25 protein-coding genes are annotated in these 23,622 nt (G+C 72.4%); 12 read left to right on the top strand and 13 right to left on the bottom strand.

Going from position 1 to position 23,622, the window contains the following annotated elements; all coding sequences use genetic code 11:
- Positions 1–31: 31 nt before the first annotated feature.
- Positions 32–1,663: an alkaline phosphatase D family protein gene (locus tag M4J07_RS24530; protein WP_255975153.1), complete on the top strand. Its 1,632-nt coding sequence runs from the start codon at positions 32–34 to the stop codon at positions 1,661–1,663.
- 145 nt (positions 1,664–1,808) lie between these two features.
- Here M4J07_RS24530 and M4J07_RS24525 read toward each other — a convergent pair whose 3' ends face one another.
- On the bottom strand, positions 1,809–2,807 hold the full coding sequence (locus tag M4J07_RS24525; protein ID WP_255975152.1) for a Gfo/Idh/MocA family protein: 999 nt from the start codon (positions 2,805–2,807) through the stop codon (positions 1,809–1,811).
- 128 nt (positions 2,808–2,935) lie between these two features.
- Here M4J07_RS24525 and M4J07_RS24520 point away from each other — a divergent pair, with 128 nt between their 5' ends.
- The 3 genes from M4J07_RS24520 (at position 2,936) to M4J07_RS24510 (ending at position 6,402) form a co-directional block, all read left to right on the top strand.
- Entirely contained in the window at positions 2,936–4,267 is a 1,332-nt protein-coding gene (locus tag M4J07_RS24520; RefSeq protein WP_255975151.1) for a multidrug effflux MFS transporter, read from the top strand.
- A gap of 77 nt (positions 4,268–4,344) precedes the next feature.
- Positions 4,345–5,403: a serine hydrolase domain-containing protein gene (locus tag M4J07_RS24515; protein WP_255975170.1), complete on the top strand. Its 1,059-nt coding sequence runs from the start codon at positions 4,345–4,347 to the stop codon at positions 5,401–5,403.
- A 9-nt stretch (positions 5,404–5,412) separates the two neighbouring features.
- Entirely contained in the window at positions 5,413–6,402 is a 990-nt protein-coding gene (locus M4J07_RS24510; protein WP_255975150.1) for a small ribosomal subunit Rsm22 family protein, read from the top strand.
- 367 nt (positions 6,403–6,769) lie between these two features.
- On the opposite strand, the gene ddaH is transcribed toward M4J07_RS24510, so the two are convergent.
- A complete protein-coding gene (gene ddaH, locus M4J07_RS24505; RefSeq protein ID WP_255975169.1) occupies positions 6,770–7,582 on the bottom strand; it encodes a dimethylargininase in 813 nt (270 codons plus the stop codon).
- 118 nt (positions 7,583–7,700) lie between these two features.
- Positions 7,701–7,883: a DUF6243 family protein gene (locus M4J07_RS24500; protein ID WP_255975149.1), complete on the bottom strand. Its 183-nt coding sequence runs from the start codon at positions 7,881–7,883 to the stop codon at positions 7,701–7,703.
- A 136-nt stretch (positions 7,884–8,019) separates the two neighbouring features.
- Here M4J07_RS24500 and M4J07_RS24495 point away from each other — a divergent pair, with 136 nt between their 5' ends.
- Complete coding sequence (locus M4J07_RS24495) at positions 8,020–8,688, top strand: TetR/AcrR family transcriptional regulator (protein WP_255975148.1); 669 nt, start codon at positions 8,020–8,022, stop codon at positions 8,686–8,688.
- On the opposite strand, the gene M4J07_RS24490 is transcribed toward M4J07_RS24495, so the two are convergent.
- Positions 8,666–9,517: a glycerophosphodiester phosphodiesterase gene (locus tag M4J07_RS24490; RefSeq protein ID WP_255975147.1), complete on the bottom strand. Its 852-nt coding sequence runs from the start codon at positions 9,515–9,517 to the stop codon at positions 8,666–8,668. The genes M4J07_RS24495 and M4J07_RS24490 overlap by 23 nt on opposite strands.
- A 135-nt stretch (positions 9,518–9,652) precedes the next feature.
- On the opposite strand from M4J07_RS24490, the gene M4J07_RS24485 reads away from it, so the two are divergent.
- Positions 9,653–10,375, top strand: coding sequence for a bifunctional DNA primase/polymerase (locus tag M4J07_RS24485; protein ID WP_255975168.1), 723 nt, complete (start codon positions 9,653–9,655; stop codon positions 10,373–10,375).
- A gap of 31 nt (positions 10,376–10,406) precedes the next feature.
- Here M4J07_RS24485 and M4J07_RS24480 read toward each other — a convergent pair whose 3' ends face one another.
- The 4 genes from M4J07_RS24480 to efeO are packed head-to-tail and all read right to left on the bottom strand — an operon-like array spanning position 10,407 to position 14,748.
- Positions 10,407–11,393, bottom strand: a complete 987-nt coding sequence (locus M4J07_RS24480) for a hypothetical protein (protein WP_255975146.1) — start codon at positions 11,391–11,393, stop codon at positions 10,407–10,409.
- A 37-nt stretch (positions 11,394–11,430) separates the two neighbouring features.
- Complete coding sequence (gene efeU, locus M4J07_RS24475; RefSeq protein ID WP_255975145.1) at positions 11,431–12,276, bottom strand: iron uptake transporter permease EfeU; 846 nt, start codon at positions 12,274–12,276, stop codon at positions 11,431–11,433.
- Between the two features lie 3 nt (positions 12,277–12,279).
- Positions 12,280–13,551, bottom strand: coding sequence for an iron uptake transporter deferrochelatase/peroxidase subunit (gene efeB / locus M4J07_RS24470; protein WP_255975167.1), 1,272 nt, complete (start codon positions 13,549–13,551; stop codon positions 12,280–12,282).
- A 39-nt stretch (positions 13,552–13,590) separates the two neighbouring features.
- Entirely contained in the window at positions 13,591–14,748 is a 1,158-nt protein-coding gene (efeO, locus tag M4J07_RS24465) for an iron uptake system protein EfeO (protein ID WP_255975144.1), read from the bottom strand.
- Between the two features lie 224 nt (positions 14,749–14,972).
- Between efeO and M4J07_RS24460 the strand changes: the two genes are divergently transcribed.
- Positions 14,973–15,629, top strand: a complete 657-nt coding sequence (locus M4J07_RS24460; protein WP_255975166.1) for a PhzF family phenazine biosynthesis protein — start codon at positions 14,973–14,975, stop codon at positions 15,627–15,629.
- A gap of 3 nt (positions 15,630–15,632) precedes the next feature.
- Here M4J07_RS24460 and M4J07_RS24455 read toward each other — a convergent pair whose 3' ends face one another.
- Positions 15,633–16,283, bottom strand: coding sequence for a biliverdin-producing heme oxygenase (locus tag M4J07_RS24455; RefSeq protein WP_255975143.1), 651 nt, complete (start codon positions 16,281–16,283; stop codon positions 15,633–15,635).
- A 173-nt stretch (positions 16,284–16,456) separates the two neighbouring features.
- Complete coding sequence (gene map, locus M4J07_RS24450; protein WP_255975142.1) at positions 16,457–17,329, bottom strand: type I methionyl aminopeptidase; 873 nt, start codon at positions 17,327–17,329, stop codon at positions 16,457–16,459.
- Between the two features lie 67 nt (positions 17,330–17,396).
- Between map and M4J07_RS24445 the strand changes: the two genes are divergently transcribed.
- Entirely contained in the window at positions 17,397–17,636 is a 240-nt protein-coding gene (locus M4J07_RS24445; protein WP_255975141.1) for a hypothetical protein, read from the top strand.
- A 53-nt stretch (positions 17,637–17,689) separates the two neighbouring features.
- Here M4J07_RS24445 and M4J07_RS24440 read toward each other — a convergent pair whose 3' ends face one another.
- Together M4J07_RS24440 and M4J07_RS24435 are read right to left on the bottom strand one after the other, a co-directional pair.
- Positions 17,690–18,991 carry an MFS transporter gene (locus tag M4J07_RS24440; RefSeq protein WP_255975140.1) on the bottom strand — a complete coding sequence of 434 codons (1,302 nt, stop codon included), beginning with the start codon at positions 18,989–18,991 and terminating at the stop codon, positions 17,690–17,692.
- A gap of 49 nt (positions 18,992–19,040) precedes the next feature.
- Positions 19,041–19,652, bottom strand: a complete 612-nt coding sequence (locus M4J07_RS24435; RefSeq protein ID WP_255975139.1) for a hypothetical protein — start codon at positions 19,650–19,652, stop codon at positions 19,041–19,043.
- Positions 19,653–19,804: 152 nt separating this feature from the next.
- On the opposite strand from M4J07_RS24435, the gene M4J07_RS24430 reads away from it, so the two are divergent.
- From M4J07_RS24430 to M4J07_RS24420, 3 genes are all read left to right on the top strand, one after another.
- Positions 19,805–20,953: a sialidase family protein gene (locus tag M4J07_RS24430; RefSeq protein ID WP_255975138.1), complete on the top strand. Its 1,149-nt coding sequence runs from the start codon at positions 19,805–19,807 to the stop codon at positions 20,951–20,953.
- Positions 20,954–20,966: 13 nt separating this feature from the next.
- Positions 20,967–21,692, top strand: a complete 726-nt coding sequence (gene npdG / locus M4J07_RS24425) for an NADPH-dependent F420 reductase (RefSeq protein ID WP_255975137.1) — start codon at positions 20,967–20,969, stop codon at positions 21,690–21,692.
- A gap of 86 nt (positions 21,693–21,778) precedes the next feature.
- The gene (locus M4J07_RS24420; protein ID WP_255975136.1) at positions 21,779–21,973 is read left to right on the top strand and encodes a hypothetical protein; all 195 of its coding nucleotides are present in this window, start codon (positions 21,779–21,781) and stop codon (positions 21,971–21,973) included.
- Here M4J07_RS24420 and M4J07_RS24415 read toward each other — a convergent pair.
- The gene (locus tag M4J07_RS24415) at positions 21,960–22,763 is read right to left on the bottom strand and encodes a site-2 protease family protein (RefSeq protein ID WP_255975135.1); all 804 of its coding nucleotides are present in this window, start codon (positions 22,761–22,763) and stop codon (positions 21,960–21,962) included. The two genes, M4J07_RS24420 and M4J07_RS24415, sit on opposite strands and share 14 nt — an antisense overlap.
- Before the next feature lie 167 nt (positions 22,764–22,930).
- Between M4J07_RS24415 and M4J07_RS24410 the strand changes: the two genes are divergently transcribed.
- A partial coding sequence (locus M4J07_RS24410; RefSeq protein ID WP_255975134.1) for an AfsR/SARP family transcriptional regulator occupies positions 22,931–23,622 on the top strand: 692 nt, incomplete at its 3' end.

The raw sequence follows: 23,622 nt of genomic DNA, 5'->3' as shown, positions 1-23,622 counted from the left end.
TACAGACATCAGCAGTCAGGGGAGGGGCTCCATGTCGAACGTACCGCAGCACGCACCCGAACTCCGCGTCGCCGCCCAGCACTTGGGCCGCCGTCGCTTCCTCACCGTCACCGGCGCCGCCGCCGCGCTCGCCTTCGCGACCAATCTGCCGACCGCCGGCACCGCGGCCGCCGCCGAGCTCGACGCCCGCAAGATCACGAACGATCCGTTCACCCTCGGCGTCGCCTCCGGCGACCCGCTGCCCGAGTCCGTGCTGCTGTGGACGCGGCTCGCCCCGACCCCGTACGAGACCGGCAGCGGCCTGCCCGCCGAGCGCGTCGAGGTCCGCTGGGAGCTCGCGCTCGACGAGCGGTTCAAGCGCGTCGTCAGACGCGGCACGACCACCGCGCACCCGGAGTTCAACCACTCCGTGCACGTCGAGGTCGACCACCTCGCGCCCGGCCGCGTCTACTACTACCGCTTCCGCACCGGCAGCTGGGTCAGCGAGACGGGCCGCACCCGCACCGCGCCCGCCGCCGGCCGCCACGTCCCGGACCTGACGCTCGCCGCGGTCTCCTGCCAGGCGTACCACGACGGCTACTTCACCGCGTACAAGCACCTCGCCCAGGACGACGTCGACGTCGTCTTCCACCTCGGCGACTACCTCTACGAGTACGCCGTCACCTCCGTCGGCGGCGCCCGCAAGTACACGGACCGCGTCCTGCCCGACGTGTTCAACCGCGAGACCGTGACCCTCGACGACTACCGGCTGCGCTACGCCCTCTACAAGTCCGACCCGGACCTGCGGGCCGCGCACGCCGCGCACCCCTTCGTCGTCACCTGGGACGACCACGAGACCGAGAACAACTACGCCGACGACACCTCCGAGAACGACGACCCGCCGGCCGAGTTCCTGCTGCGCCGCGCCTCCGCGTACCGCGCGTACTGGGAGAACCAGCCGCTGCGCCGCCCCCAGCTCCCGCACGGCCCCGACGCCCAGCTCTACCGCCGGCTCGGCTGGGGCCGCCTGGCCCAGTTCGACATCCTCGACACCCGCCAGTACCGCACCAACCAGGCCAACGGCGACGGCTGGAAGTCGCCCACGCCCGAGTCCGAGGCCGCGTCCCAGACGCTGCCCGGCTTCACCCAGGAGCGCTGGCTGACCGACGGCTGGCGGCGCTCGCACGCCCTGTGGAACGTGGTCCCGCAGCAGGTCACCTTCGCCCGCCGCAACAACCCCGCGGCGGGCGACACCACGCTCTCCATGGACTCCTGGGACGGCTACCCGGCCTCCCGCGAGCGCCTGCTCAAGGGCGCGGACGCGGCCCGCGTGGAGAACCTCATGGTGCTCACCGGTGACGTCCACGTCTCCTACGCCATGGACATCAAGCGGGACGTCGACGACCCGGGCTCGCGCACGGTCGGCACGGAGATCGTCACCACGTCGATCACCAGCGGCAAGGACGGCTCCGCGAAGCCGTCCAACTGGGCCGGCTACCTGGCCCGCAACCCGCACATGAAGCACTACAACGGCCAGCGCGGCTACGTGACCGTGAACCTCGGCGAGCGCGAGGCCCGCGCCGACTTCAAGACGGTCTCCGCGGTCACGGTCCCCGGCGCCGCCCTCACCACGGCGGCGTCCTTCGTCACCGCCGTCGGCGACCAGGGTCTCCGCCCGGCCTGATCCCGGCGAGGGTTGCCCCGTGAGATGCGAGGGCGCCCCTGGGGCAGCGGCGAAGCCGCATGCCCCAGGGGCACGGGGAACTGCGCGACCAGCCACACTCAACCCGCACCCGGCAGCGAACCACCGACCCGGCAGACGGGAATCCTCAGCGCTCCCCGGGGTACCGCACCCCGACAGCCGCCCGCACCCGGTCCAACGTACGCATCACGCCCAGCGACCCGTCCAACGGCACGAGCGGCGACTCGGTGTCGCCCGCCCGCAGCCTCCGCATGACCTCGACCGCCTCGTGGCGCATGGAACTCCGCGGCCCGTCCTCCGGCGCCGCCACGAACTCCTCCGGCTCCCGCCCGTCCCGGTGCAGCACGAACCGCTCCGGATAGAAGAACCCGTCCGGCACGTCGATCCGCCCGGCGGACCCGGTGACGGACGCCGTGACGCCCGTACCGGCGTTGATCGCACAGTGCAGCAGCCCCCGCGCCCCGCCCGCCCACGACAGCAGCATCCCGGTCTGCAGGTCGACGCCCTCCTCGGAGAGCTCCGCGGACGCGGTGACCGTCTCCGGCTCGCCGAGCAGCAGATGCGCGAACGACACCGGGTACACACCGAGGTCGAGCGTCGCGCCACCGCCCTGCGCGGGGTCCCGCAGCCGGTGCGAGGGCGGGAACGGGCCGGCCAGCCCGAAGTCGGCCTGCACCGTGCGGACCTCACCGATCGCACCGTCGTCGACCAGCGCCTTGAGCCGCCGGATCAGCGGATTGCAGTACATCCACATGGCCTCCATCAGGAACAGGCCACGCGAACGCGCCAGCGTCACCAGTTCCTCGGCCTCCCGCACGTTCAGCGTGAACGCCTTCTCACAGAGCACCGCCCGCCCCGCCTCCAGGCAGAGCCCGGCGGCCTCCCGGTGCGCCGAGTGCGGCGTGGCCACGTACACGACGTCGATGTCCTCGTCGGCGGCGAGCGACGCCCAGTCGCCGTACGCCCGCTCGATCCCGAACCGCTCGGCGAACGCCTTCGCCGAGGCGTCCGACCGGGAGGCCACGGCCACCACCTCCGCGTCCGGCAGATCGAGGAGATCCGCCGTGAACGACGCGGCGATCCCGCCCGTCGCGAGAATGCCCCATCGCACGCGCCCTTCGGCCATGCCTGCCACCCCTGTCCGTCTGGTGCTCACCGGTGCTCATCATCTGGTCTCGACCACACCGCCGAGCTGAGAGCATAGGTAATCGCACGTACGCGCGGGAGAGACGAAAGGGAACGAGGGACATCGGAATGGCGGAGAGCGGGAGCACTGCCGAGCAGACCAAGGCGGTCCGGGGCCGGGGCGGCGGACCAACCCCCGTGCCGCGGGCGACCGTTCGCACCGGCTTCCTCGTCACCCTCGTGCTCGGCGGTCTCACCGCCGTGCCGGCGCTGTCGATGGACATGTACCTCCCGGCCCTGCCGGAGGTCACCGACGTCCTGCACACCTCGGCGGCCACCGCCCAGCTGACCCTCACCGCCTGCCTCACCGGCATGGCGCTCGGCCAGCTCGTGGTCGGCCCGATGAGCGACAAGTGGGGCCGGCGCAGACCGCTCATGGCCGGCCTGCTCGTGTACGTCGTCGCCACCGCCATCTGCGCCTTCGCACCGAACGCCGCCCTCCTCATCGCCTTCCGGCTGCTCCAGGGACTCGCGGGAGCAGCCGGCATCGTGATCGCCCGGGCCGTCGTCCGCGACCTCTACGACGGCGTCGCGATGGCCCGCTTCTTCTCCACCCTGATGCTGATCTCCGGCGTCGCCCCGATCGTCGCGCCCCTGATCGGCGGCCAGGTGCTGCGGATCACCGACTGGCGCGGCGTCTTCGTCGTCCTCACCGTCATCGGCGTCGGACTCACCGCACTGGTGTGGAAGTGCCTGCCGGAGACCCTCGAACCGGAGCGGCGGCACGGCGGCGGCACCGTCGAGGCGCTGCGCACCATGCGCTCCCTGCTCGCCGACCGGGTCTTCGCCGGATACATGATCGCGGGCGGCTTCGCGTTCGCCGCGCTGTTCGCGTACATATCGGCGTCCCCGTTCGTCATCCAGGAGATCTACGGGGCCTCGCCGCAGACCTTCAGCCTCCTGTTCGGGCTCAACTCGGTCGGCCTGATCGCGACCGGCCAGCTCAACGGCAAGGTCCTCGTCGGCCGCGTCAACCTCGACAAGGTGCTCGCCACCGGCATCGCCCTGATCGTCCTCGCCGCCACGTTCCTGCTCCTGGTCGCCACCGGCACCTTCGGCGCACCGGAGGACCTGGGCCTGGTCCCCATCGCCACCGGCCTGTTCGTCCTCATGGCGTCGATGGCCCTGGCCACCCCGAACACGAACGCGCTCGCGCTCATGCGCACCCCGCACGCCGCGGGCTCCGCGTCCGCCCTGCTCGGCACGTCCTCGTTCCTGATCGGCGCCGTGGCGTCGCCGCTGGTCGGCGTCGCGGGCGAGCACACCGCCGTCCCGATGGCCGTCGTCCAGCTCGCCTGCGGCCTGGCGGCGGCGGTCGCCTTCATGGCACTGTGCCGCCCTTGGCAGCGCACGGCGACCGCGCCGGCGGCAGGGGAGACGGAGGAGGTGGCGGACCGCTGAGCTCGCCACGACTGCGCCACGGCACACCGGAGCGGGCCGGCCTCGACGCCGACCTGCTGGCCGGTCTCGTACGGGACGTGCGGCTGCTCTCCGAAGGGTTCAGGCCCTGGTGCTCGGGGGCCGTCATGCTCGCCGGGCGCGGCCCGGTGATCGCCGCCGAGGCCGTCTGCGGCTGGGCGGTGCGCTACGCGGGGTACGACGCGGCGGCCGACCGCGGCGTCGAACTGCCGCCCGCCGCCCGGGTCCCGATGACCCTCGACACCCCCTTCGACCTTGCGTCCCTCACGAAGCTCTTCACGTCGATCGCCGCCGTCCAGCAGATCGAGCGCGGCACGCTCGGCATCGACGCGAAGGTCGGCGCGTACGTCCCCGAGTTCACGGCCGCGGCCCGGCACGGCATCACCGTCCGCCAGCTGCTCACCCACACCTCGGGCCTGCGCCCCGAACTCCCGCTGTTCGACGCCCCCGACCTGCCCGCCCGGCTCGCGCTGCTGCGCGCCGAGGCCCCCTCGTCCGCGCCCGGCACCTACCTCTACTCCGACCTGAACATGCTGCTGCTCCAGCACGTCCTGGAGCGCCTCACCGGCCGGCCGCTCGACGCCCTGATCCGCGAGGGCATCACCCGCCCCCTCGGCATGACCGCCACCTCGTACGGGCCACGGACCGGCGCCGCCGCCACCGAGGACCAGCGCCGCCCCTGGGCCAAGGCCGACCGGGGCATGCTGCGCGGCGAGGTGCACGACGAGAACGCCTGGGCGCTCGGCGGCGTCGCCGGGCACGCGGGCCTGTTCGCCACCGCCCACGACCTCGCCGTGCTCTGCCGCACCCTCCTCAACGGCGGCTCGTACGGCACCGCCCGCATCCTCGGCCCCGACTTCGTCGACCTGATGCTGACGGCACCGGGGCTCGGCTTCCGGATCGACCAGCCCTCGTTCATGGGCGAGCTGGCGGGCCACGGCGCGGCCGGCCACACCGGGTTCACCGGCACGTCCCTGGTCCTCGACCCGACCACGGACACGTTCCTGGTGCTCCTCGCGAACACCGTCCACCCGCGCCGCCGCCCGGCGGACAGCACCCCGCGCGCCTCCGCCGCCACCCGCCTCGCCCGTGCGGTCGTCCCCCTCGGCTCGCTTTAAAATCTCCGGGTGAACGCCCCCACCCAGTCACCCGCCGACACGCTCCGCTCGGCCCTCGCCGGCCTCCTCGACGGCCTGCCGCCCACCCAGGCGGCCCGCGCCGTGGACCGGCTCATCGCGAACTACCGGGGCACCACCCCCACCGACGCCCCGATCCTGCGCGACCGGGCCGACGTCGCGGCGTACGCGGCGTACCGGATGCCGGCCACGTTCGAGGCGGTCCGCGCAGCGCTGGCGGAGCTCGCCGGGGCGGCCGACTGGACCCCCGCCGGTCACCTCGACATCGGCGGCGGCACCGGGGCGGCGGTCTGGGCGGCGCACGACGTGTGGCCGGGGGAGCGGCCCACGACGGTCCTCGACTGGTCGGAGCCAGCGCTGGCGCTGGGCCGTGAACTGGCGTCGCGGGACGCCGAGTTGGCGACGTCGGTGAGCTGGGAGCGGGCCCGCATCGGCACCGGCACGCCGCCGGCGGCCGACCTGGTCACCATCTCGTACGTGCTGAAGGAGCTGACCGAGGCCGACCGTGCGGCCGTGGTGGACGCGGCGGCCGAGGCGGCGACGGGTGCCGTGGTCGTCATCGAACCCGGCACCCCCGACGGCTACGCCCGGATCATCGAGGCCCGGGACCGCCTGATCGGCGCCGGCTTCCACATCGCCGCCCCCTGCCCGCACGGCGCGGCCTGCCCGATCGTCCCCGGCACGGACTGGTGCCACTTCTCGGCCCGGGTGGCCCGGTCCTCCCTGCACCGGCAGGTCAAGGGCGGGTCGCTGGCCTACGAGGACGAGAAGTTCGCGTACGTGGCCGCGTCCCGCTTCCGCCCCGACCCCGCCGCGGCCCGCATCGTCCGCCGCCCGCAGATCCGCAAGGGCCAGGTCCTGCTCGACCTCTGCGAGGCGGAGGGGGGCCTGGCGCGGGTGACGGTGACCAAGAAGCACGGCGCTCGCTACCGGGAGGCCCGCGACGCGAACTGGGGCGACCCGTGGAATCCGCCGGCCTGACGGGTACCCGTGTGCGGACTTGCGCGTTCACCGCCGTCCGCGGCCCCGGCGGGGGCTGACCGCGCAGTTCCCCGCGCCCCTCAAAGACCGACTGCGTCTGCCGCGCGGTTCCTTCGTCGCGGGCTGCGGCCCGGTGGGGCTTCTCGCGCAGTTCCCCGCGCCCCTCAAAGGCGCACTCCGTGCGCCTCCAGGAGGCCGCAGGCCTCCAGGGGCGCGGGGAACTGCGCGAGCAACCACGACGAGACCCGCGGTCGAAGAACCGGCCGCTACATGGCAGACGCTCAGGGGCGCGGGGAACTGCGCGACCAGCCCCCACGCACCCGCACTCACCGACGAACCAGTCCCCCCACGACGAGAGGCCCCCCGTTCAGCGGAGCTCAAGCGTGCAGCACTTCACGCTTCCGCCCCCCTTCAGCAACTCGCCCAGATCCATCCCGACGGGCACGAACCCCCGCTCCCGCAACGGCTCGAACAACCCCACCGCGGCCTGCGGCAGAAGTACGTTCCGTCCGTCCGACACCGCGTTCAGGCCGAAGGCCATCGCATCGGCCTCGCCCACCACGAGCGCCCCGGGAAACATCCGCCGCAGCACCTCCCGGCTCCCCGCGGAGAACGCCCCGGGGTAGTACATGACCTCGTCCGCCGCGTCGTCGAGGACGGCCAGCGCCGTGTCCAGGTGGTAGAAGCGCGGGTCGACCAGGTCGAGCCCGATCACCGGCCGCCCGAAGAACTCCTGCGCCTCCCCGTGCGACAGCGGAGACGCGCGGAACCCACGCCCCGCGAGCACGTACGACGCGGTGACGGCGAAGTCTCCCTCGCCCTCGTTCACGTGCACCGGCTCGCAGACGTCGGCGTACCCGTGCGCCCGGAACCAGTCCAGGTGCGCGACCGCCTCCGGCTCCCGCTCGCGATGGGCGAACCGGGCCCCGAGGACCCGCCCGTCGACCACGGTCGCCCCGTTCGCGGCGAACACCATGTCGGGCAGACCGGGCCGCGGATCGAGCACGTCCACACCGTGGCCGAGGGCGCGGTACCGGTCGCGCAGGTCTTCCCACTGCGCGACGGCGAGGGGGACGTCGACGGGTTTCGTCGGGTCCATCCAGGGATTGATCGAGTACGTGACCTTGAAGTGCGCCGGTGGGCACATCAGATAGCGCCGGGGTGTGGCGCGCCGTTCCACAGAACGCGGCTTACGCAATGAGGGCTCCTCACGACCGCAGGGGCTGTTGTCGCCCATGGTGCGGTCGGAGGAGCCCTCAAGGCTGTGAACCGAACGGGTGGTTCACCGTGCCACCCGGTCACGAGACGTCGGCCGAGCCGCGCTTCTCCTGCAACTTCCGCAACAACTCGCGCTTCTGTGCCACCGGATCGACACCACCGCCGACCTGCGCGCCCCGGCCGCCGCCCCGCAACGCCTTGCGGGAGAGATTGCTGCGGGTACCGCCGACGCCCAGCATTCCGCCTGCTCCACCTCGGGACATGTGCACTCCTCTTCGGAACTCATGAACGAGACGTCTCGTCTCGCTCGGTGATGTGTTCACTCTGGACGAGACGGAGCGTCTTGTCAACCCTTTACGAGACGGGACGTCTCGGTTCGCCCGCTGCTACATTCGAACCATGTCAGCCACGACAGGCAGCACCGCCGCCAAGAAGACGCCCCCGGACTCCGCCCGCCGCAGCGAACGCTCGCGCCGCGCGATCTACGACGCCGCCCTCGCCCTCATCGGCGAGATCGGGTACGCCCGGACCACCATCGAGGGCATCGCCGCCCGCGCCGGGGTCGGCAAGCAGACGATCTACCGCTGGTGGGGCTCGAAGGCCGAGGTCCTGATGGAGGCCTTCATCGACCTCAACGAGCAGAACGCGCGCGCCGCCGCCGAGAAGCACCCCGGCGCACCGGTCGACGCGAACGGCTTCCCCGACACCGGTGACCTGGAGGCCGACCTCAAGCTCGTGCTGCGTGCCACCGTCGACGAGCTCAAGGACCCCCGCTTCGAGGCCCCGGCCCGCGCGCTCGCCGCCGAGGGCGTCGCCGACCCGCAGTTCGCCGAGGACTTCATCGACAAGCTGCTCATGCCCGGCCTCGACCAGTACGCCGCCCGGCTGCGCACCGCCCAGGACACCGGGCAGGTCCGCCTCGACGTGGACCCCGAGATCGCCCGGGACCTCTTCGCCGCCCCGCTCGCCCAGCGCTGGCTGCAGCTCACGGGCCCGCTCGACCACGCGTACGCGGACAAGCTCGTCGAGTACGCGCTCTACGGGATCAGCGCCCGTCCGAAGAAGTAGCCGCCGTCGCGGCCAGCAGCCCCGGCGCGTCCGAGATGACCCCGTCGCAGCCGAGCCGCAGCACCCGGTCCCGGTCCTCGGGCGTGTTCACGGTGTGCGCCCACACGCGCGGGACGCCCGACCTGACCGCCCGTACGAGATCCGCGTCGCGCGCCTTGTGGTCCATGTCCAGCACGTCGACGTACGGGGCCCAGGCCGCGGGACGGTCGGTCCGCATCTGCCGCGCCGAGCGCCAGAGCTGGGAGATCAGGCCGAGCCGGTGCGCGCGCTCGGCGACGGCCGGGTGGTTGGAGTTCACCAGGACCGAGCGGGTCAGGCCGCGCGAGCGGATCAGCCGCGCGAGCCCCTCCAGGCTGTCCGGGTCCTTGGCCTCCAGCATCAGCACGATCCGGCCGCCGAACCGGTCGAGCACCTCCGCGACCGTCGGCGGCCGCTCGGACCGCCAGCCGCCCGGCAGCGACGCCTTCGGCCGCAGCCGCACGCCCTCCCAGTCCCGCCGGTCCAGATCGCGCACCAGGCCGCCCGAGTAGGTCGTCCGGTCCAGGGTCGCGTCGTGCATCACGACGAGGGTGCCGTCGCGCAGCATCCGGGTGTCGAAGTCGAGGACCTGCGCGGTGCCGCGATCGAAGGCCGCCGCGAGCCCGGACATGCTGTTCTCCGGCACCTCCAGGGCGCCGCCGCGATGCGCCGTGTACGTGACGCGGGGGAGGGCGTCCACGGTCAGCGGGCCGCTGCCCCACTCCAGCGGGGGCGCGAACGCCAGACCGGTGAGGGAGAGGGCGCCCGCGAGGCCCATGATCGGTACGGTCCTGCTCACCAAAGTGACCATGGCGACCAAGGTAGGGGCACAAATGCCCGCAAATACGGCAATGACACCCTGTGGCCTCTGGCGGAGCGCGATGGTGGGACCATGGTGGTCCGGGACCCACCGGCACTCGGCACGACGGCGATGGTGAGGGGATTTATGGGCGCGGAGCACAACGGCGGCAAACGCACCGGTCTGGGCAGGATCTCCCAGTGGCTGAAGGCCGCCCGGAGCCCGAAGGACACCGGGGCCGACGCCGACCGGGAGTCACTGCTGCTCGCCGCTGCCGCCGCCGGACTGCCCCTCGCCCCCGCCGCGCACCCCGCCGACTACCGATGTTCGTGCAACCGGATCGGCTGTCCCACGCCCGGCAGGCACCCCGTCTCGTTCGCCTGGCAGACCCAGTCCACGACGGACCGCTCCCAGATCGAGCGCTGGGCCAGGCACCAGCCGCTGGCCAACTTCATCACCGCGACGGGCATGGTCCACGACGTCCTCGACGTCCCCCTGGAAGCCGGCCGCGAGGCACTGGAGCGGCTCCTGTCCACCGGTGTCGAGGTCGGCCCCGTGGCCGAGTCCGGCGGCGACCGGATGCTCTTCTTCACGGCGACGCGCGGCACGCCGGAGGACGAGGACGAGTGGTGGCCCTGCGAGCTGGACTGCCACCCCGAGACGATGGACGAGCACCCCGGCATGCGCTGGCACTGCCGCGGCTCGTACGTCCTGGTCCCGCCGGCGCGACTGCCGGGCGACCGGGCGGTGGAGTGGGTGCGCGGGCCCGAGCATCCGCTGCCCGACCCGCTCACCCTCCTGGAGGCCCTGACGGACGCCTGCTCGCGCTATGCGGGAGCGGAGCCCGACTTCACGTCCGCCTGGCCGTAAGGATTCGTCGGCCGTAAGGACCCGTCGGCCGTCAGGAGCCCTCGGCCGTCGTGATGCCCTCGACCCGGGCCAGCACGTCCACGTCCCCTGACCCCGGCGGGTCGAACGCCGCCTGGTTCGACACGTACCCGTACGTCGCGGACTGCTTGGGCTCGCCCGTCATCAGCGCCTTCACGCTCGCGCCGATCGCCGGCAGGTCCGAACCCGGCGACGCCGTCTGCTTCTCGTAGCGCCGCGTCGCGAAGAACACCAGCGCCCCGCCGTCCTCGGTGCGCAGTGCGACCGGCGCGTAGTCGCTGGAGACCAGCGGCTCGTCGATGTACTGCGTGGAGAGCCCGGGCCGGGTGCCGTTCTTCTTGCGGGACGCGCGCCACTGTGTGGTGTGCTGCCCGTCCGCGAACCCGTCGGCCGCGTCGCTCTTCGGGTCCAGGTAGTCCGCGTACTTCTTGCTGAGGTCCGCCGGCGGCACCGCCAGCTTGCCCGCGTCCGGGGTGACCGCCTCGCCCCAGCCGTCCCCGTCCGTCTTGAACTTCGGCACCTTGCCGTCGCGGAACAGCGTCAGGTACGACACCGCGAACGGCTCGCTGACGTCGTCGCGGGTGAAGACCATGACCCAGCGGTAGCCGGCCAGCCGGTTGTTGTCGGAGTCCGCGACGAACCAGCGGGGCCAGCCCGCCTTCTTGGGGACCGTGAAGCGGGTGTCGGTGAGCTTCAGCTCCGTGTGCTTCGGGTTGCCGTCCGGGTGGAGCGTGCGGCCCGCCTTCAGCTTGGCGGCGTCGATCGCGCCGAGCGCCCCGGTGACGTACTTGGCGTCGGCGGAGCTGTCGTAGGACTTCTCCGCCTTGTTGTACGCCGTCACGAAGGTGTCCAGAGCGCGCGCGGCCTCCGCCTTCGTGGTCGTCGGGACGATCTCCAGCTCCCCGTGCACGGTCACGCACCCGCTCGCCGTGAGGGACAGCACGACGGCCGCGGCCGCCGTCACGGCGGGCCTGCCGAGCCTGTTCATGACCTTGCTCATGACGATGACTTCACCTTCCCCTTCCCGGGGGCGAACCCTACCGGGAAGACGAAGCGCGCACTGCCTCGGCCCTGCGGGACAGCAGCCCGGCCGGGAGGAAGAACAGCGTCAGCGTCGGCACCAAGTACACGAACCAGACGACGACTTGGAGGACCGTCGGGTCGGGCTGGAAGTTGAAGACGCCCTTGAGGAGCGTGCCGAGCCAGCCGTCGGGGGCGATCGTCGAGCTGATGTCGAAGGCCAGCTCGTTCAGACCGCCGATGAAGTCGGCCTCCTGGAGGTCGTGCACGCCGTACGCGAGCACGCCCGCGGCCACGACGACCAGCATGCCGCCGGTCCAGGTGAAGAACTTCGCCAGGTTGATCCGCAGCGCGCCCCGGTAGAACAGCCAGCCGAGGACCACCGCGGTGGCCAGGCCGAGCAGGGCGCCGACCACCGGCTCCGTCGTGCCGTTGCTGGTGGCGTGCACCGCCGTCCACACGAACAGGGACGTCTCCAGGCCCTCGCGCCCGACGGCGAGGAAGGCCGTCACGACCAGGGCCGCCGTGCCCATCTGCAGGGCGGTGTCCAGCTTGCCGTGCAGCTCCGTCTTCAGGTGCCGGGCGGTGCGCCGCATCCAGAACACCATCCACGTCACCAGGCCCACCGCGACGATCGACAGCGAACCGCCGAGCGCCTCCTGTGCCTTGAACGTCATCTCCTGCGAGCCGAACTCCAGGCCCGCGCCGAACGCGAGCGCCACGCACACGGCGACCGCGATGCCCAGCCACACCGGCTTCAGGGCGTCCCTGCGCTCGGTCTTCACCAGGTACGCGACGAGGATGCAGACGATGAGGCTGGCTTCCAGGCCTTCGCGCAGCCCGATCAGATAGTTCGCGAACATCGCTCAGCTCGCCTTCCCGTCGAAGAGCCCGCGGCCCCACCAGTCCTTGTCGTCCCGCACTCCCGGCGGGACCGCGAACACCGCCGAACCCACGTGCTGGATGTACTCGTTGAGCGCGTCCGTCGCCAGGCTCCGCTGCACCGGGATGAACCCCTTGCGCACGTCCTTCTGGTACGCGAGGAAGAACAGGCCCGCGTCGAGGCGGCCGAGGCCGTCCGTGCCGTCGGTGAACGAGTAGCCGCGGCGCAGGATCGTCGCCCCGTGGTTGCTGTCGGGGTGCGCGAGCCGCACGTGCGCGTCCGGCTTCATCGCCTTCAGGAACGGCTCGTCGCGCTCCTTCGCCTTGCCGACCGGCGCGCCCTCGCCCTTGTCCCGGCCGAAGACGTCCTCCTGCTCCTGCAGCGAGGTGCGGTCCCAGGTCTCGATGTTCATCCGGATCCGCCGGGCGACGAGGTACGAGCCACCGCTCATCCAGTCGGGCCCGTCGGCCCACACGTGCCGGTCGAGCCGGTCCGTCTCGGTGCCCGCGATATTGCGGGTGCCGTCCTTGAAGCCCATCAGGTTACGAGGGGTCTGCGCGTCCGGCGTCGTCGACGACGTCTTGCCGAAGCCGAGCTGCGACCAGCGGATGGCGACCTTGCCGAAGCCGATCCGGGCCAGGTTGCGGATGGCGTGCACCGCGACCTGCGGGTCGTCGGCGCAGGCCTGCACGCACAGGTCGCCGCCGCTGCGCGCCCTGTCGAGGTTGTCGCCGGGGAACTTGGGCAGCTCCACCAGCGCCTCGGGCCGGCGGCCGGATATCCCGAACGCCTTGCCGTACTTGTCGAAGAGGGAGGGGCCGAAGCCGATGGTCAGCGTCAGCCGCGACGGCTTGAGGCCGAGCGCCTCACCGGTGTCGTCCGGCGGCGCCTCGGCGAGCCCGCCGTACGCGCCCTCGCCGACCGCGCGCCCCTCCGTCATCAGGGCGGCCGCCTTCGTCCAGTCCTTGAGCAGCTGGACGAACTCCTCGCGGTCCTCGGTCTTCACGTCGAACGCGGCGAAGTGCAGCCGGTCCTGCACCGCCGTCGCGATGCCGGCCTGGTGCGCGCCGTGGAACGGCACCGCGCCGCCCGACTCGGCGGCCGGCGCCATGTCGTCCCCGCTGTCCGAGCGGGTCAGTGCGACCGCGCCGCCCGCCGCCGCGGCACCGAGCGCGAGCCCGGCACCGCCGACGGCGAGCAGCGAACGCCGGGAACGCCCGGGTGCGGCGGGTGAGTTGGAGGTCTCGTCCGGCATGGCGGCCCTCTCCTCGTGGTTCGTGCTCACGGCTGCGGACTACTTGACGACCGCGGCGGCCAGCTTCGACAGCGGCTCCGCCAGCGCGTTGACCGCGTCCGACAGCTCCTTCTGGTCCGCCTTGCCGACCTTGTCGTAGGAGGTGAACTCGTAGCCGCTCTTGTCCTTGCGGTACTTGTCGAGCAGCGTGTCCAGGGCCGCGAACTGCTTGTCGAGCTCCTTGGTCAGCGCGGCGTCGTTCTCCGACGCGACCGGCTTGAGCAGCGTGTACGCCTTCTCGGCGCCCTCGACGTTGGCCTTGAAGTCGACGAGGTCGGTGTGCGAGTAGCGCTCCTCCTCGCCGGTGACCTTGCCGGTCGCGACCTCGTCGAGGAGCTCCTTGGCGCCGTTGGCCATCGAGGTCGGCGTGATCTCGGCCTTGCCGACCCGCTGCTGCCAGTCCGCGAGGTCCTTGTCGAGCAGGTCGGCCAGCTCCTTCTCCCGCGAGCCGATCTTCTTGTCCGCCCACAGCGCCTTCTCCAGGCGGTGCCAGCCGGTCCAGTCCGTCTTCACGTCCTGGCCCTCCTCGAGACCGTCCTCGCGGACGTCGACCTTCGGGTCGATGTCACCGAACGACTCGGCGACCGGCTCGGTGCGCTCCCAGCCGATGCGGGAGGTGGCGTACGCCTTCTTCGCGGCGTCCAGGTCGCCCTTGCGGACGGCGTCCGTGAACGTCTTCACCTTCGGCAGCGTCTCGTCGGCCTGCTCCTGCGCGTACTGCCGGTAGGCGGCGACGGCGGCGTCCAGGCGCGGGTCGCGCTTGGCCGCGGCCTTGCCGCCGGTGGCGGTGACGTCCTGGCGGTGACCCTTGCCCTTCATGCCGGGGATGCAGGCGATCCGGTAGTCGCCGCTCTTCACCTCTGCGGTCAGGGTGTGCTTGGTGCCGGGACCGATGTTCTCGCGCTCGGAGACGATCCGGTCGTCCGGGAAGAGGATCTCCACCTCGGTGACCCGGGACCCCTTGTTCTCGACGGCCAGCTCGACGTGCCCGGCCGGGAACTCGGTCTTCGACACCTTGCAGCTGTCGTCGGTGGCGGTCACCTCGATCGCGCCGGAGCCGCCGGCTTTGGCGTCGCTCTTCTCGGTGCAGCCCGTGACGACGGTCAGGGCCGCCACCGTGGCGACGGCGGTGGCGACGGAGAAGCGGACGGCTCGCATGCGGGCTCCAAGGAAGTACACAGCTTGATCTGCTACGGCTCGGTGTTAGGCGGCCCTAACTTATATGAGGCTTACCTCAGTGCTACCCGTCTGATCCGTGATTCACCTCTCATGAAAACCGCCTGGTCGCGACCCGGACACGAGCGACCCTCGGACGACCCAGGGATTGGTCAAAGGACGGTCAAGCGGCACCTCGGGCGTGGTTCACTGCCCCCGTGAACGACATGAGTGGCTACGACGTACTGCGCGTCTTCTGCGGCCCCGACGGCCGTCACGGCAATGAGCTCGGCGTCGTACGCGACGGAACCCGGCTGCCCGGCCGCGAGCAACGGCAGGCGTTCGCGGGCAAGCTCGGCTTCAGCGAGACCGTCTTCGTCGACGACCCCGAGCGCGGCGTCATCGACATCTACACGCCGGCCCTGCGGCTGCCCTTCGCCGGGCACCCCTGCGTCGGTTCGGCCTGGCTGCTCGACGTGCCAGAACTGGTCGTCCCCGCGGGCGTCGTCGCGGCGCGCCTCGACGGCGAGTTCAGCTGGATCGAGGCGCGCGCCGAGTGGGCCCCGCCGCGCACGCTGCGCCAGTACGCGTCCGTCGCCGAGGTGGACGCCCTGCCGGTGCCGCCGCCGGGGGAGTGGATCTACGCGTGGGCCTGGGAGGACGAGACGGCGGGCCGCGTCCGGGCCCGGGCCTTCCCCGGCCGCGACGACGGGATCACCGAGGACGAGGCGACCGGAGCGGCGGCCCTCCTGCTGACGGACCGCCTCGGCCGGGCCCTCAACATCCGCCAGGGCCGCGGCTCCCAGATCCTGACGGCGCCGCAGCCGGAGGGTTTCGTGGAGGTCGGCGGCCGGGTCCGCCTGTCAAGCCACTCCACCCCGTAAGTCCTACGCGGCCGAGGAGAACTCCTCGCCCAACGCCCTGAACACCCCCGTGTTCAGGGCGAAGGCCCGCTTGCACTCGGCCACCACCCGCTGCTTCTCCAGCTCGTCCACCCCGATCCGGTCGAGCAGCTCGCGATACCCCCGCTTGAACGCCGCCGGGTTCCCCACTCGCTCGAACACGTAGAACCGCACCCCGTCGCCCTTGCGCGCGAAGCCCCAGGTCTTCTCCGCCTTGTCGCGGATGATCTGGCCGCCCGACAGGTCGCCCAGGTAACGGGTGTAGTGGTGCGCCACGTAGCCGGCGGGCCAGCTCAGGACGCACTCCTCGACCCGCGCCGCGTACGCCGCCGTGGCCGGCAGCGCCGTGGCCCGCTCGCGCCAGTCCGCGCCCCGCAGGTGCGCCAGATCGCGCTCGAGCTCCGGCACGCGCAGCAGTTCCGCCTGGATGAACGGACCCGCGACCGGGTCGTCCGCGAGTCGTTCTGTGCCGTCCTCAAGTGCCCTGTACACGAACCACAGTTGCTCCGTGTACCGCGCGTACGCGTCCACGCCCAGCGCCCCGCCCAGCAGGTCGCTCATGAACGTCGACGTCTCCGCCTCGGTGTGCTGCTCGTGCGAGGCAGTGCGGATCAGAGTGGAGAACGGGGTGTCCATGGGGCCTCCGCCGGCGGGTTCTAGGTAGGTTAGGCTTACCTAACATAACAGCTTTCCCGACATCCTGTCGGTAAAAACGTACCCGGATTCCCGATCAAGGGAACGTAAAGAGGAACACAAAGAGAAAGCCCGCCCCCCGAAGGGGGCGGGCCGTGCCGGCGGGCGGGCCGGGACTACGGCAGCGTGAGGATCTCCGCGCCGGTCTCCGTGACCACCAGCGTGTGCTCGAACTGGGCCGTGCGCTTGCGGTCCTTGGTCACGACCGTCCAGCCGTCGGCCCACATGTCGTACTCGTACGTGCCGAGCGTCAGCATCGGCTCGATCGTGAACGTCATCCCCGGCTGGATCACGGTCGTCGCGTGCGGGCTGTCGTAGTGCGGGACGATCAGGCCGCTGTGGAACGAGGAGTTGATGCCGTGGCCGGTGAAGTCACGCACGACCCCGTAGCCGAAGCGCTTGGCGTACGACTCGATGACCCGGCCGATGATGTTGATCTGGCGGCCCGGCTTGACGGCCTTGATGGCGCGGTTGAGCGACTCGCGCGTCCGCTCGACGAGCAGCGTCGACTCCTCGTCGACGTCGCCGACCAGGTACGTGGCGTTGTTGTCGCCGTGCACGCCGCCGATGTACGCCGTCACGTCGAGGTTGATGATGTCGCCGTCGCGCAGCACCGTGGAGTCGGGGATGCCGTGGCAGATGACCTCGTTGACGCTCGTGCACAGCGACTTGGGGAAGCCGCGGTAGCCGAGGGTGGAGGGATAGGCGCCATGGTCGCACATGTACGCGTGCGCGATCCGGTCCAGCTCGTCCGTGGTGACGCCCGGCGCGATGGCCTTGGCCGCCTCGCCCATGGCCTGCGCGGCGATCCGCCCGGCGATCCGCATCGCCTCGATCGTCTCCGGGGTCTGCACCTCGGGGCCCTTGTAGGGAGTCGGCGCGGGCTTGCCGACGTACTCGGGGCGCCGGATGTTCCCGGGCACGGTGCGGAGGGGGGACTGTTCCCCCGGTACGAGGAGCGCGGGCGACGACTGCGACTGGCCAGACATGCCAGCGAGTGTAACGAGCGGCAGTGGGGGACCATGGCCATGAGCGTTCTGAGGAGAGGAGTCGGCCGTGGCCCTGTTCAAGAAGCGGACCGTCGGGAAGCCGGGCGAGTGGTACTACTGCCTGGAGCACCAGAAGGTCGAGGAGGGGCCCGAGTGCCCCGCCAAGGACCGGTTCGGACCGTACGCGTCCCGTGAGGAGGCGGAGCACGCGATGGCCACCGCCCACGAGCGCAACCTCACGTGGGAGAACGACCCGCGGTGGCACGACGTCGCGGCGCGCGGCGAGGACGACGACGCCCGGGAGTAGGCAGGACGCGGGGGCGGCCGGCCCGCGCCGGCCGCCCCCGCGGTACGGGTGGCTCAGGCCGCGGGCCGACCACCGGCCGCCCGGAGGGCCGCCTCGTGTTCGTCGCGCCGCGCCTCCGCGTGCTCGTCGGTCCTGGCGTCGTACGTGAGGATCTTCGGGAGCACGGCCGCGAGCGCCGCCACCGAGGCGACACAGGCCACGCCGCCCGACCAGATCGCCGACCGGGTGCCGGTCCAGCCGGCCGCGGCACCCGCGCGGAGCTGGCCCAGCTGCGGGCCGACGCTGTACGAGAGGACCTCGATGCCGGCGAGACGGCCGCGCAGCGCGTCCGGGATCGTCTGGTTCCAGATCGTGGAGCGGCCGAGGCCACTGACCATGTCGCCCGCCCCGGCGGCCGCGAGGCAGAGCAGCACCAGCCAGACGTTCGAGAACCAGCCGGCCGCCGCGACGGCCAGGCCCCACGCGGCGGCGCCGCCCACCACGAGCAGCCCGTGCCGGTGCACCCGTGACGTCCAGCCGCTGGTGAGCGAGCACAGCAGCGAACCGACCGCGCCCGCCGCGTACATGAGGCCGAGCGACCAGTCCGCGTCCAGCTCGTCCGCGAGGAACGGGAAGATCGTGTTCGGGAACGCGAAGAACATCGCCGCCATGTCGATCGCGTACGTGCCGAGGAGCACCGGCCGCGACCACGCGTACCGCGCCCCCTCGGCCAGCGAGCGCAGGGACGGCTTCGTCGCGTCGTGCGAGGCGGGGGCGGGCGCGAGGCGCGTGCACAGGGACACCGAGACGGCGAAGCCGACGACCGTCACGGCGTACGCGCAGGCGTGGCCCGCGTAGGCGACGACGACACCGGCGAGCGCCGGGCCCGCGATCGCGCCCACGTTCCAGCGCAGCGAGTTGAGGGCCGCGGCCGCGGGCAGCTGGTCGTGCGGGACGATCCGGGCGATCAGCGAGTCGAGCGCCGGGCGCTGCAGGCCCGCCAGTCCGGAGACCGCGGCTGCCACGACGTACAGCGGCCACAGCAGCGGGTCCGGCAGCAGGGCGTTCACCAGCAGGACGAGCGCCAGACAGCCGAGGCCCGCCTCCGTCCACAGGATCACCCGGCGGCGGTCGACGGCGTCGGCGAGCGCCCCGCCGTACAGCCCGCACACCACCAGCGGCACCAGCTCGACCGCGCCCATCGCGCCGACCGCGAGCGGTGAGTCCGTCAGGTCCTTGATCTGCAGCGGCAGGGCGACCATCGCCATGAAGCTGCCGAAGTACGTGACGAGGCCCTGCACCCAGAGCAGCCGGAAGTCCCGGACGGATCGCCAGGGAGTCAGGTCGGGGAGCAGCGCGGAGAGCTTTCGGGACACAAGCGCCCATGCTCGGTCGGCAGGGACGGCCCTGACAAGCGGATTTGTCTCACCAGCGGGCCGGCGGCGGCGCCGTCAGCTGGTCCGCGAGGCGGGACAGCCGGTCGCGGAACCGGCGCCGGCTGCGCGGCGCCGGCATCGCGTTCTCCCCGGCCGCCGCGCTGACCAGGTGCTGCACGGTGTCGAGATCGAGGTCGGTGTCGCCGGGCACGGTCAGCGCGTCGTGGGCCAGCGCGTGCAGATCGGCGTTGCCGGCGGGACCCGCGTCCAGGGCGAGCACCGTCGCCCCCGACCGGCGGGCGTCGTGCACCCGCTCCAGCAGTGGAGCGCCCACCACGTCGGGCGTCACCACCAGGAGCGTCTCGCCGCGGCGGGCCGCCGCGAGCCGGCCGAGACCGACCGCGAGGTGCGCCGGATCGCCGGGCCGTGCCGCGTGGCGGACCAGCGTCGGCGACAGCTCGGGCGTACCGGACCAGGCCGCCTCGTCGACCAGGTGCGCCGCCAGGTGCCAGGGCTCGTACTCCTCGGTGCCCACCAGCAGGAGCCCACCGCCGTGCGCACCCACCGAGGACCGCAGCGCCCCCGCGAGACGACGGGTGGCGGCGGGCCACTCCGTACCGGCGAGGACCTCGCGCAGCAGCGCTACTCGTACGGCGTCCATGGGGCGCATGGTGCCCCACGAGCCGTCCCGGGAGCGGGCGTTCGCCGGAAGACCGCCCGTACGGGTGCGCGGGTGGCGGCTCGGTGTGCTGAACGGCACTGCGGACAGCCGGAGTTCACCCCGAGTTATCTTCGGTGGGAAGCATGGCGGGCATGTCCGTCACCGCAGAGCACCCCGAGCAGCCAGAGCAGCCAGAGCACCCCGAGCAGCCAGAGACCTCAGTGCCGTTCCGTGCGGGGGACGACGGCTACGCCAGTTTCCGCATCCCCGCCGTCGTGCGGACGACCGACGGCACCCTCCTCGCTTTCTGCGAGGGTCGCGTCGGCTCCCGCGAGGACTTCGGCGACATCGACGTGGTGGTGCGCCGCTCGGCCGACGGCGGGCGGACCTGGGGGCCGCTGCGCGTCGCCGCCGCCAACGGCCGTGACCTGGCGGGCAATCCGGCCCCCGTCGTGCTGCCCTCCGGCCGCGTCCTGCTCGTCCACGTCCGCAACGCGGCCGCCGCGACCGAGGACGCCATCCGGCGCGGACGGGTCTCCGCCGCCGACGGCCGCCGCGTCTGGGTCACCCACAGCGACGACTCCGGCCTCACCTGGGCGCCGGCCCGCGAGATCACCGACCGGGTGAAGCGGGCGGACTGGCGCTGGTACGCCACCACCCCCGGCCACGCGCTGCGCACCCGCGAGGGCCGGATCGTCGTCCCCGCCAACCACTCGCTGCCGCCGACCGGCAGCGACAACGGCACCGAGGGCCGCTACAACGGCGGCCACTGCCTCCTCAGCGACGACGACGGCGCGACGTGGCGGATCGGCTACGCCGACGACGATCCCGACGGCTACGTGAACGCGAACGAGACCACCGCCGCCCAACTCCCCGACGGGCGGCTCTACTTCAACACCCGCAACGACTCACCGGCACCCGGCACCCGCGCCGACGCCCACTCCCTCGACGGCGGCGAACGCCTGGTGAAGCCCTTCCGGCCGCAGGCGGGGCTCGTCGGGCCCGTCGTCGAGGGCAGCCTGCTGCAGCTCGACGAACCCGGCGACCCGGACGTGCTGCTGTACTCGGGCCCGGCCGACCCCGGCTTCCGCGCCCTGATGACCGTCCGCCGCAGCCTCGACGGCGGCGTCACCTGGCAGCCCGCGCACACCGTCGACGGCCTGCCCGCCGCCTACTCCGACCTGGTCCGCGTCGACCCCGCCACCGTCGGGCTGCTCTACGAGACCGGCGACTTCTCCGCGTACGAGACGATCACGTTCCGGCGGATCCCGGTGGCCTCGCTCACCCGCCCGTACGCCTGAGTAAGGTCACTGCATGACTACCAGCGACAGCGCACAGAACGCCGCGCCGAAGGCGCCGGCCAAGGACCCCTGGGAGCTGCCCGACGTGTCCGGGCTCGTCGTCGGCGTGCTCGGCGGCACCGGCCCGCAGGGCAAGGGCCTCGCCTACCGGCTGGCCCGCGCGGGCCAGAAGGTGATCCTCGGCTCCCGCGCCGCCGAGCGCGCGCAGGCCGCCGCCGACGAACTCAACGAGCACGGCCTGGGCATCGAGGGCGCCGACAACGCCGAGTGCGCGCGACGCAGCGACATCGTCATCGTCGCCGTGCCCTGGGACGGCCACGGCGCCACCCTCGAGGCCCTGCGCGAGGACCTCGCCGGCAAGATCGTCGTCGACTGCGTCAACCCGCTCGGCTTCGACAAGAAGGGCGCCTACGCGCTGAAGCCCGAGGAGGGCAGCGCGGCCGAGCAGGCCGCGGCGCTCCTGCCGGACTCCCGGGTCACGGCCGCCTTCCACCACCTCTCGGCGGTGCTGCTGGCCGACCCGGCCATCGACGAGATCGACACCGACGTGATGGTCCTCGGCGAGTCCCGCGCGGACACGGACGTCGTCCAGGCCCTGGCCGCCCGCATCCCCGGCATGCGCGGCGTCTTCGCGGGCCGGCTGCGAAACGCCCACCAGGTCGAGTCCCTCGTCGCCAACCTGATCTCGGTGAACCGCCGCTACAAGGCCCACGCGGGGCTGCGCGTCACGGACATCTAGGGCGCGTTCCGGCGTGGCCGGGGCATGGGGGACACTGGTCGGCGAAACACCGCCGTGCCGTACGTGTCCGTATTGGAGCCGACCCCATGCCCCGCATCGCCCTCTTCGCTTCCCTCGTCTGCGTCCTCGCCGTCGTCGCCGCGGTGGTCTCCTTCGTCCAGGGCAGCTTCCTCGGGGTCGTCTGGGTGCTGATGGCCGGGATCACGTCGAACATGGCGTGGTTCTACGTGCGCAAGGCGAGGGCCGAGAAGCGCGCCGCGGGTTCGACTACGGCTGTGTGAACGTCGGGATCTCCGGCGTCCCTTCCCAGAAGCGGTAGAAGCGCTGGCCCCAGTACGTGTCCCAGTCGTGCACGCCCAGCGAGCGCAGCACGGCGTCGATCACGTCGAAGAACCACTGGTTCACCTCCGGGATCCACAGCACGGCGAACACCGCGAGCAGACCGAACGGTGCGAACGGCTCCACCTGGCGCTTGATCCTGTACGAGAGCCAGGGCTCGATCACGCCGTATCCGTCCAGGCCCGGCACCGGCAGGAAGTTCAGGATCGCCGCGGTCACCTGGAGCAGGGCCAGGAACGCCAGCGCGTAGCGGAACGTGTCGGGCACCCCGTCCAGCGCGTCCAGCCAGAACGGGGCCGTGCAGACCACCGCGAACAGCACGTTCGTCAGCGGGCCCGCCGCCGAGATCAGGCTGTGCTTCCAGCGCCCCTGGATGCGCCCCCGCTCGATGAAGACGGCGCCACCGGGCAGGCCGATCCCGCCCATGATCACGAAGAGGACCGGCAGCACGATGCTGAGCAGGGCGTGGGTGTACTTCAGCGGGTTCAGGGTCAGATAGCCCTTCGCGCCGATCGAGATGTCGCCGCTGTGCAGGGCGGTGCGCGCGTGCGCGTACTCGTGCAGGCAGAGCGAGACGATCCAGGCCGCCGTCACGAACAGGAAGACGGCGAAGCCGGGCTGTGAGGCGTAGTCCGTCCACACCGCCCAGCCGGACACGGCCGTGACCGCGACGATGCCGAGGAAGACGGGGCTGATCCGGCTGTCGCCGCGCCGGGATGTGGCGGTGGTCATGGGGTGGGACTCCCGGATTCGCTGGGTCGGTGGTCGGTCGGTGGTCGGTCGGTGGTCGGTCGGTGGCGTGACCGAACGTACCCGTCGTACGACGAGAACGTGCCACGACGGCGTTCCGGTTCCGCTCCCGGCGCACCCGGCGTCCGCCGCGCGCGGGACCGGGGACAATGGGGCCCGTGCGCTACCGCATCCTCGGCACCACCCAGGCAATCCGCGACGACGGCACGGCCGTCCCGGTCGGCGGGGCGCGGCTGCGCGCCCTGCTCACGGTGCTCGCCCTGCGGCCCGGGCGGACCGTGCCCGCGGCCGTGCTCGTCGACGAGGTGTGGGGCGCCGAGCCGCCCGCGGACGCGCCGGGCGCACTGCAGGCGCTGATCGGCCGGCTGCGCCGGGCCCTGGGCAGCGGGGCGATCGCCTCCGCCGACGGCGGGTACCGGCTGACCGCGGCGCCCGACGACATCGACCTGTTCCGCTTCGAGCGGCTCACCGGCGACGGCGCCCGCGCCCACGCCGACGGCAACGCCGCCAAGGCCGCCGACCTGCTCGACGACGCGCTCGCCCTGTGGCACGGGCCCGCGCTCGCCGATCTGCCCGACCGCACGGCGGAGGCGGCCCGCTGGGACGCCCGGCAGCTCGACGCGCGCCGCACCCGGCTCGCGGCCCGGCTCGCGCTCGGCCTCGCCGACACCGTGCTGCCGGAGCTGACCGCGCTGTGCGACGCGCACCCCCTGGACGAGCCGCTCCAGGCGCTCCGCCTGCGCGCCCTGCGCGACGCGGGCCGCCCGGCGGAGGCCCTCGCCGCCTACGACCACGTCCGCCGCGACCTGGTGGACCGCCTGGGCGCGGACCCCGGGCCCGA

The sequence above is a fragment of the Streptomyces longispororuber genome (genome assembly GCF_024448165.1).
Classification (GTDB): Bacteria; Actinomycetota; Actinomycetes; order Streptomycetales; family Streptomycetaceae; genus Streptomyces; species Streptomyces longispororuber_A.
The sequence above is the reverse complement of the archived record's forward strand: the minus strand, read 5'-3'. Positions and strand labels throughout refer to the sequence as shown.

What these genes read in the sequence shown, in the direction of transcription:
- M4J07_RS24530 (WP_255975153.1), top strand. Translation starts at nt 32, where the DNA reads ATGTCGAACGTACCGCAGCACGCACCCGAACTCCGCGTCGCCGCCCAG.
- M4J07_RS24525 (WP_255975152.1), bottom strand. Translation starts at nt 2,807, where the DNA reads ATGGCCGAAGGGCGCGTGCGATGGGGCATTCTCGCGACGGGCGGGATC.
- M4J07_RS24520 (WP_255975151.1), top strand. Translation starts at nt 2,936, where the DNA reads ATGGCGGAGAGCGGGAGCACTGCCGAGCAGACCAAGGCGGTCCGGGGC.
- M4J07_RS24500 (WP_255975149.1), bottom strand. Translation starts at nt 7,883, where the DNA reads ATGTCCCGAGGTGGAGCAGGCGGAATGCTGGGCGTCGGCGGTACCCGC.
- M4J07_RS24495 (WP_255975148.1), top strand. Translation starts at nt 8,020, where the DNA reads ATGTCAGCCACGACAGGCAGCACCGCCGCCAAGAAGACGCCCCCGGAC.
- M4J07_RS24490 (WP_255975147.1), bottom strand. Translation starts at nt 9,517, where the DNA reads ATGGTCACTTTGGTGAGCAGGACCGTACCGATCATGGGCCTCGCGGGC.
- M4J07_RS24485 (WP_255975168.1), top strand. Translation starts at nt 9,653, where the DNA reads ATGGGCGCGGAGCACAACGGCGGCAAACGCACCGGTCTGGGCAGGATC.
- M4J07_RS24480 (WP_255975146.1), bottom strand. Translation starts at nt 11,393, where the DNA reads ATGAGCAAGGTCATGAACAGGCTCGGCAGGCCCGCCGTGACGGCGGCC.
- efeU (WP_255975145.1), bottom strand. Translation starts at nt 12,276, where the DNA reads ATGTTCGCGAACTATCTGATCGGGCTGCGCGAAGGCCTGGAAGCCAGC.
- efeB (WP_255975167.1), bottom strand. Translation starts at nt 13,551, where the DNA reads ATGCCGGACGAGACCTCCAACTCACCCGCCGCACCCGGGCGTTCCCGG.
- efeO (WP_255975144.1), bottom strand. Translation starts at nt 14,748, where the DNA reads ATGCGAGCCGTCCGCTTCTCCGTCGCCACCGCCGTCGCCACGGTGGCG.
- M4J07_RS24460 (WP_255975166.1), top strand. Translation starts at nt 14,973, where the DNA reads ATGAGTGGCTACGACGTACTGCGCGTCTTCTGCGGCCCCGACGGCCGT.
- M4J07_RS24455 (WP_255975143.1), bottom strand. Translation starts at nt 16,283, where the DNA reads ATGGACACCCCGTTCTCCACTCTGATCCGCACTGCCTCGCACGAGCAG.
- map (WP_255975142.1), bottom strand. Translation starts at nt 17,329, where the DNA reads ATGTCTGGCCAGTCGCAGTCGTCGCCCGCGCTCCTCGTACCGGGGGAA.
- M4J07_RS24435 (WP_255975139.1), bottom strand. Translation starts at nt 19,652, where the DNA reads ATGGACGCCGTACGAGTAGCGCTGCTGCGCGAGGTCCTCGCCGGTACG.
- M4J07_RS24430 (WP_255975138.1), top strand. Translation starts at nt 19,805, where the DNA reads ATGTCCGTCACCGCAGAGCACCCCGAGCAGCCAGAGCAGCCAGAGCAC.
- npdG (WP_255975137.1), top strand. Translation starts at nt 20,967, where the DNA reads ATGACTACCAGCGACAGCGCACAGAACGCCGCGCCGAAGGCGCCGGCC.
- M4J07_RS24420 (WP_255975136.1), top strand. Translation starts at nt 21,779, where the DNA reads ATGCCCCGCATCGCCCTCTTCGCTTCCCTCGTCTGCGTCCTCGCCGTC.
- M4J07_RS24415 (WP_255975135.1), bottom strand. Translation starts at nt 22,763, where the DNA reads ATGACCACCGCCACATCCCGGCGCGGCGACAGCCGGATCAGCCCCGTC.